The organism is uncultured Murdochiella sp. (genome assembly GCF_902488755.1).
Classification (GTDB): Bacteria; Bacillota; Clostridia; order Tissierellales; family Peptoniphilaceae; genus Murdochiella.
In genome coordinates this window covers 1-6,485 of the sequence record NZ_CABTXF010000060.1, presented here as the reverse complement: position 1 = coordinate 6,485, position 6,485 = coordinate 1, and the positions used below count along the sequence as shown (strand labels likewise).

Sequence of the window (6,485 nt, the reverse complement as noted above, 5' to 3'; positions counted from 1 at the left end):
CTGCACAGGATAAGGCATCCAGTGCGGATCGTCTGGCTGCATTTAACGCACTTACCGGCAAGAAGGTGTCTTCTTCTAACGAAACCGTTAGTTTCGGCAAAAGAAACGCAGTGTTTCCCACCTTACGAAAGGCGCGCACCACGGTGTTCAAATCCAAAGCCTGGGAGCGTGCGGCAGAAACCGCCTCGCCTTCCCACACTATTTTTTCTGTGCCGCTTTCGGCAATAACGCGAAGAGGATGATCTACGGCAATCGTCACCGATAGCGAAAGTGGAAGTCGATTTTCCTTGTTATCTTCCGCCTCTAATGCCGCTTTGAGCTTTTGCCGAACGGTTTCGGTGTACACGCGAAGTACCGGTGATCCTACACGCACATCTCGCGCGGAGAACAGAATCGGTTCTCCTGGCGAATAGGCTTTTGGTAGCGTATACGGAAATGTGTTGTGTTTTCCTTGAAGCATCAAAATATCACCGGCAGTAAGAGACGTTTGAGGACAAACAAAACGCTTTCCGTCAGGCTGAAGGGCAATGTCGCCTATCCATTCGCCTCCGGTCTGTTCTCGGTCAAATGCCATATCCGAACCAAAGGAGTGAAAAAAGAATCCCTTCGTAAACGGCCGATTGGTCATCAGTTCCAGTTCTTTTCGCTCATAAGGCTGTTGCAAGAGAGCCTGACGATAGGCGCTTACTGCGGCAAAAACGTATTCGGGCTTTTTCATGCGTCCTTCAATTTTTAAGGCATGTACACCGATTCGGACAAATTCGGAAACGCGATCGACGGTCATGAGATCCCGCGGACTGAGATAAGTGTTTGGCGCACCTACGATTTCGCCATTTTTCGATTCAATCGTATAGGTCTTCCGGCACGGCTGTGCGCAGCATCCACGATTTCCGCTTCGTCCGCCGGAAAAAGCGCTCATATAGCACTGTCCGGAAACAGAAACACATAGAGAACCGTGTGCAAAAACTTCTACTTCCAAACCGGTTTCCTGAATAATGCGTTCTGCTTCTTCCATGGTAGTCTCACGCCCCAGAACCAAGCGAGAAAAGCCAAGCCCTTGAAGAGCCAATGCCCCATCCAAAGAAGTCACAGAAAGCTGCGTCGACGCATGACGTTCCAAGTTCGGCAGTTCTCGTCTCAAGCGAGCCGTCAAACCTAAATCTTGTAAAATAACGGCATCCAAGCCGGCGTCTGCTAATGGACGCAGTAAAGCAATGACCGCATCCATCTCCTGTTCTTTGATGAGCGTATTTACCGTGAGATAGACGCGCACACCCAGGCGATGCGCCTTGGCAATCAAGGAAACCAGCTCTGCAGCATCAAAATTATCGGAATATGCGCGTGCGCCGTACTGTTTTGCCCCTACATAGATTGCATCACACCCGGCAGCGAATGCCGCATGAGCCATTTCGATATTTCCTGCCGGTGCAAGAATCTCCGGCAATCTCATCGCTTTGTCCCGGTAGTTCCCTTGGACTTGGGTGGCGCCGGACGAGCGCCGGATGTCCTTTTTGATTGCTGTATTGCCGCTTTTAACGCAAGATTCTCTTCTTGACACTTCTCCATTGCTTTACGCGCTTCTTCTTCCTTCTCCTGCGCTTTGATGAGCCGTTTCTCTGCTGCTTTCTCTTGCTCCTGCGCCTGAATACAAGCATCTGCAAGGTTCATACATGCTAATGTGGCTTGCAAAGTCGTATTGTAGCGCGTCTGCGGTGAGGCTGCCTCTTGAATGGTTTTGGTTGCCAAAGAGACCACTTTGCGCATGTCCTCTTCTTCGCGCGTGCTGTGTAACACATAACTCTGTCCAAAGATATTGATTTCCATTCGATTTCGTGATGCCATGACAACCTCCTTTTCTCTCTTATTGTGCGCGTAACGTAGCTCCCGCATCAGCCAGAGCGTCACGTATTTCTTTCATGTGCGCGCGGATCTCCTCCGCGGTTAAGGTGCCTTCCTCCGAAGCCAACTCCACACGCAACGTAACCGATTTATAGCCTTCCGGAATCTGCTTTCCGCGATATTCATCAACAAAAGCGATAGATACTGCGCGTTTCCCGATAGCTTTTTTCATTTGCTTCCATGTTGTATCTTCGCGAACCAAAAGCGATAAATCTTGGAAGACGTGCGGATACTGGGGAAGCGCACTAAACGAATTGGTGCGCGAATCAAATGCTCTAAGTTTTTCTACGTCCAGTACAAAAAGGCAGGCATCTCGGTATTTTATATCGGCTCGTGCCTTTGTACGTGTGGAGAGAAGCCCCATCACGCCAATCGCCTCGCCACGCGCCATGACGGTCAACCAAGCCTCGCGATCTGCCCAATAGGGACGCTCGTCACGAGAGAAGGACAGGGTATCGGTTTGAACCGCTTGTCCTAAGGCTTCCAAGACACCTTTTACGGTATAGAACAATTCTTCCGGATGGTCGCCTACCACTGCACCTACTAACTCACGATGCATTTTCGGTAGTACTTCATCCGGGGTAGAAGGGCTTTGTGCCCCGACGCAGTAGACCTGCCCCAATTCGAAGAGACGAAATGCATCATAAAAGTGCACATTTTTGACAATCGCTTCGATGACGTTTGGAACATGCGACGTGCGCAGAGTTGTCTGATTCGGCGCAGGAGCCTGTTCCAAACGCAGCATCTCTTCTTGGTTCATTCCGCATAAATCGGCATATTCGTCTTTTACCCACGGATAGGAAAGAATTTCCTGAAAGCCGAAGGAAAATGCCAAGACTTCTCGAATACGTCGCTCCAAATCCATTTGGGTCTGGTGCAGTGCTCCGGTAAGCGTCACCTTTGGCGGAATAAGCGTAAAATTCTCGTAACCAATCATGCGCGCCACTTCTTCTAGAATATCATCCGGAAGAGAAATATCTCCGGTGGAGCGCCAGGTCGGTGCTGTGACGATGAGCGTCTGCTCCTTTTCTTTCTTATCGACGAGAGAGATGGTGAAACCGAGAGGTTCTAGCATTCCATTGATTTCTTCGACAGAAAGCGACCGACCAAGACGGCGCGAAAGCCACTCACAGGTGACCTCTACTTCCGCTTTCTTCGTTACGTGTTTCTGCTCCTCCGAAAAAGCGACCAGACGCGCTTGGGGGAAAATGGCTTGCATGAGTTTCTGCCAAAGTCCGAAAGTGGGATCCATGCGCTGTGCGTCGATGCCCTTTTCATTTCGAGAAGACGCCTCTGTGCGGATTGCGTATTTTTGTGCCGTTTTGCGAATGGTTTCCGGCTTGAAATTAGCAATTTCCAGCACGGTTTCTTTCGTTTCTTCCGAAATGGAATCGTGTTTTCCGCCCATAGCGCCTGCCAGTCCCAACGCTTTTTTGTGGTCAGCAATCACCAAATCATCCGTACACAAGATTAATTGCTTGCCATCCAGGATCTCCAATGCTTCCCCTTCTTCTGCGCGACGGGCAATAAGACCGCCTTCAACATGTTCGGCATCATAGGCGTGCATTGGTTGACCATACACCATCATCGCGTAATTTGTCATATCGACCAGCGCATTAATGGGACGAATTTCACATTTCATAAGCAAAACACGCATCCAAAGCGGCGCTTTTCGACTATCCACGCCGATATACTTGGCGGCAAGCATTCGTCCGCAAAGTTCAGGATGCTTAAGCGTCAACGGATAGGCCGCTACATCTTCTTTTTGCACTTCATCCATAGGCTTCAGGGCAACATGATAAATCGCAGAAAGTTCACGGGCAATGCCATAATGCCCCCATAAATCGGGACGATTGGTAATGGACTTGTTCTCAATCTCTACAATCTGATCGTTAAGATCCAGTGCTTCCGCAATCGGCATTCCGGGCGTCAGCTCGACTTCTCGGTCAATGCCTTCTTCCGTTAAATCTACAATGTGGTGTGACTCATTTGTAGAAAAAAGTGCCTCAAGACCAATTTCCGCTGCACCGGCAATCATTCCGTAGGAATCCACCCCACGCAGTTTTGCCTCTTTAATTTGCACCGGCTCCCCTTCACCGTGCCACACGGCGAAAGAGCCGGGAAGCGTAACCACGACGAAATGGTCTTCTATAAGATTGCTGCCGCCGCAGACAATCTGTCGCACACCTTCTTCGCCCAAATCCACCTGCACCACACGCAGGCGATCCGCATCGGGATGCGGAGATATCGTCTTAATCTTACCGACGACGATGCGTTCATACTGCTTCGCTAAGTCCGCCGTACCTTCCACTTCCACGGTACGCATGGTTAAATCGTAAGCCAACTGCTCCATAGAGAGGTCTTCGGGAAGCGCAACGTATTGTTTTAGTAAGTTATAGGAAAGTTTCATATCCTTCTCCTTAATGGAACTGCTTCAAAAAGCGCAAATCATTGCTATGGAAAAGACGCACATCATCTACGGCATAACGCATCATGACCAACCGATCCAACCCGATGTTGATATAGAACCCCGACCAAACCGCCGGATCCAGTCCTGCCGCCTTTAAGACATTCGGATGCGGCGATCCGCCCGGCATGACCTCGATCCAACCGGAATGATGACAGGTACGGCACCCTTTGCCATGACACACTTGACACTCCATATCAATTTCAAATCCCGGCTCCACAAAGGGGAAAAATCCGGCGCGCATTCTGGTACGCACAGGATGACCGAAGACCTTTTCCAGAATAGTGTCAATCAGCAATTTTCCGGAGGCAAAGGAAAAATCTTTCTCCACGATAAGTGCCTCATACTGCATGAACGCGCGCTCATGCCGTGCATCTGTCGTTTCATTGCGAAACACACTGCCCGGATAGATAAAACGAGCAGGCGCACCATGCTTGAGTAAGTAGCGCACCGACGCGCCCGTTAGATGCGGACGCAAAGCCAGACGTTCGGCTCCATGCTTCTGTTCCGTTCCGGCAATCCAATAGGTATCCATGGACTCGCGTGCCGGATGATTCGGCGGAAAGTTGAGATTATCAAAAATATATTTTTCACTGGAAATCTCATCTTCGCTAAACAGCTCGAACCCCATGGACTGAAAGGCGTCGTTCAAGTCATACATCATCTGGATGCTCGGATGCAATCCACCAAGGGAAAGAACCGTTCCCGGTCGCGTGAAATCGAGCGGATGGTCGACCACACTTGCCTCGTCCATCAGCTCCTCTTTGCGAGCACGAATCGCCTCGTGAAACTCCTGCTTTATCTCATTGGCGCGCTGACCAAAAGCGCGCCGCTCATCCGGTTCAAGGCTTCGCAGATTCTTTAGCATCGCCATCAGCGGACTTTTCTTGCCTAAATAAGTGACCCGCTCCTGTTCCAGTTCCTCGACGGAAGAGGTCTGGCGAATACGTTCCAGCGCCTCGTCTCGAAGGGTCTCCAGTTTTTCTAACATCGCATCCTCACTTCCTGTTATGCGTTCGGTTGAACGCCGTATGCTCTATTCTGTTCGACTTTGTTCGTTTTCTTATTCCTATTATACCGCCCCTTGCGCAATCGCCATGATGATGGATCCGGATACCGCGGCATTCAACGATTCCCCCTCTCCTTGCATGGGAATGGTGACGGGATAATCCAACTCTTTACGCACGACAGTAGAGATGCCGTTTCCCTCATTGCCTACCGCAAGAATAAAATGCGGCTTCCAGCTACACTCCTGCACAGGCGTTCCAGATAAATCTGCGCCATAAAGCGGCAAATTCAGCTTTTTCTTCCAGGCGGGAAAGTTATCTTCGTTAACATGGGCAAGCGTCAGCCGAAAAGTCGCACCCATCGCTGCGCGAAGACATTTGGCACTGTAAAAGTCGGCAGACGAGAGCGACGCCACATGGGTAAATCCAAATGCTTCCGCACTTCGTAAAAGTGTTCCTACATTGCCGGGATCCTGCAGGTGATCCAACAGTAGCCAGCGAGCAGATGCTTCGTGAGCGACCTCTTCTTCAGGGATACGAACAACAGCAATAATGCCGTCGGGATGCTCCATGGTCGATAGTTTTCGAAAAATAGAAAACGGCAGAAAAACTACTTCCTTAGGCTGCGTTTTTCCCATCTTTCGACGATAGGAACACATCTCTTCCCAAGCGTCTTTGTGCTCATCGGAAAGCAACACTGTAACCACCTCTGCCTTAGCATCGAAAACATCCGCGACGAGTTTTCGGCTTTCCACCAGACAGCAGCCCTCTTTTTTGCGTCCCTTAACGGAAAGAAGCGTATGCCATCGCTTATAACGCGCATTTTGTGCGCTTTCTACGCGATTTATTTTTGGCGCTGTGTAATCCATTGATCCAACCCCTGAAATTCTTTGTTCGAGGCAAGTCCGTACAGCATATCGCCCCGAAAAAAGGGTTCGTCCGGACGGGGATTGATAAGCATTTTTCCGTCTCGCTTAATGGCGATAATGCTGATGTTCAGCATCTGTCGAATATTCAATTCATTCAGATTAGAGTCAATCCAGGTCTCCGGAACCGGAAATTCCTCAATGGAATATTCTTCGGACATACGAAGATGCTCATAGATTGAGTTT

Annotated in this window: 6 protein-coding genes; all 6 read right to left on the bottom strand. The window is 49.9% G+C overall.

All coding sequences use genetic code 11. The annotated features are described in order from the left end of the window. Positions 1-1,450: U32 family peptidase (locus tag RDL68_RS05870; protein ID WP_308540748.1), on the bottom strand; the 1,450-nt coding region annotated here is incomplete at its 3' end. Then, positions 1,447-1,842, bottom strand: coding sequence for a cell division protein ZapA (locus RDL68_RS05865; RefSeq protein WP_308540747.1), 396 nt, complete (start codon positions 1,840-1,842; stop codon positions 1,447-1,449). The genes RDL68_RS05865 and RDL68_RS05870, both read right to left, overlap by 4 nt. 19 nt (positions 1,843-1,861) lie before the next feature. Further along, a complete protein-coding gene (pheT, locus tag RDL68_RS05860; RefSeq protein WP_308540746.1) occupies positions 1,862-4,309 on the bottom strand; it encodes a phenylalanine--tRNA ligase subunit beta in 2,448 nt (815 codons plus the stop codon). A 10-nt stretch (positions 4,310-4,319) separates the two neighbouring features. Then, complete coding sequence (locus tag RDL68_RS05855; RefSeq protein WP_308540745.1) at positions 4,320-5,357, bottom strand: phenylalanine--tRNA ligase subunit alpha; 1,038 nt, start codon at positions 5,355-5,357, stop codon at positions 4,320-4,322. A gap of 81 nt (positions 5,358-5,438) precedes the next feature. After that, complete coding sequence (locus RDL68_RS05850; RefSeq protein ID WP_308540744.1) at positions 5,439-6,242, bottom strand: RNA methyltransferase; 804 nt, start codon at positions 6,240-6,242, stop codon at positions 5,439-5,441. Beyond that, positions 6,218-6,485: TrkA C-terminal domain-containing protein (locus RDL68_RS05845; protein ID WP_308540743.1), on the bottom strand; the 268-nt coding region annotated here is incomplete at its 5' end. The genes RDL68_RS05850 and RDL68_RS05845, both read right to left, overlap by 25 nt.

Coding starts and splice junctions, on each gene's coding strand:
- RDL68_RS05865 (WP_308540747.1), bottom strand. CDS start 1,842: ATGGCATCACGAAATCGAATGGAAATCAATATCTTTGGACAGAGTTAT.
- pheT (WP_308540746.1), bottom strand. CDS start 4,309: ATGAAACTTTCCTATAACTTACTAAAACAATACGTTGCGCTTCCCGAA.
- RDL68_RS05855 (WP_308540745.1), bottom strand. CDS start 5,357: ATGTTAGAAAAACTGGAGACCCTTCGAGACGAGGCGCTGGAACGTATT.
- RDL68_RS05850 (WP_308540744.1), bottom strand. CDS start 6,242: ATGGATTACACAGCGCCAAAAATAAATCGCGTAGAAAGCGCACAAAAT.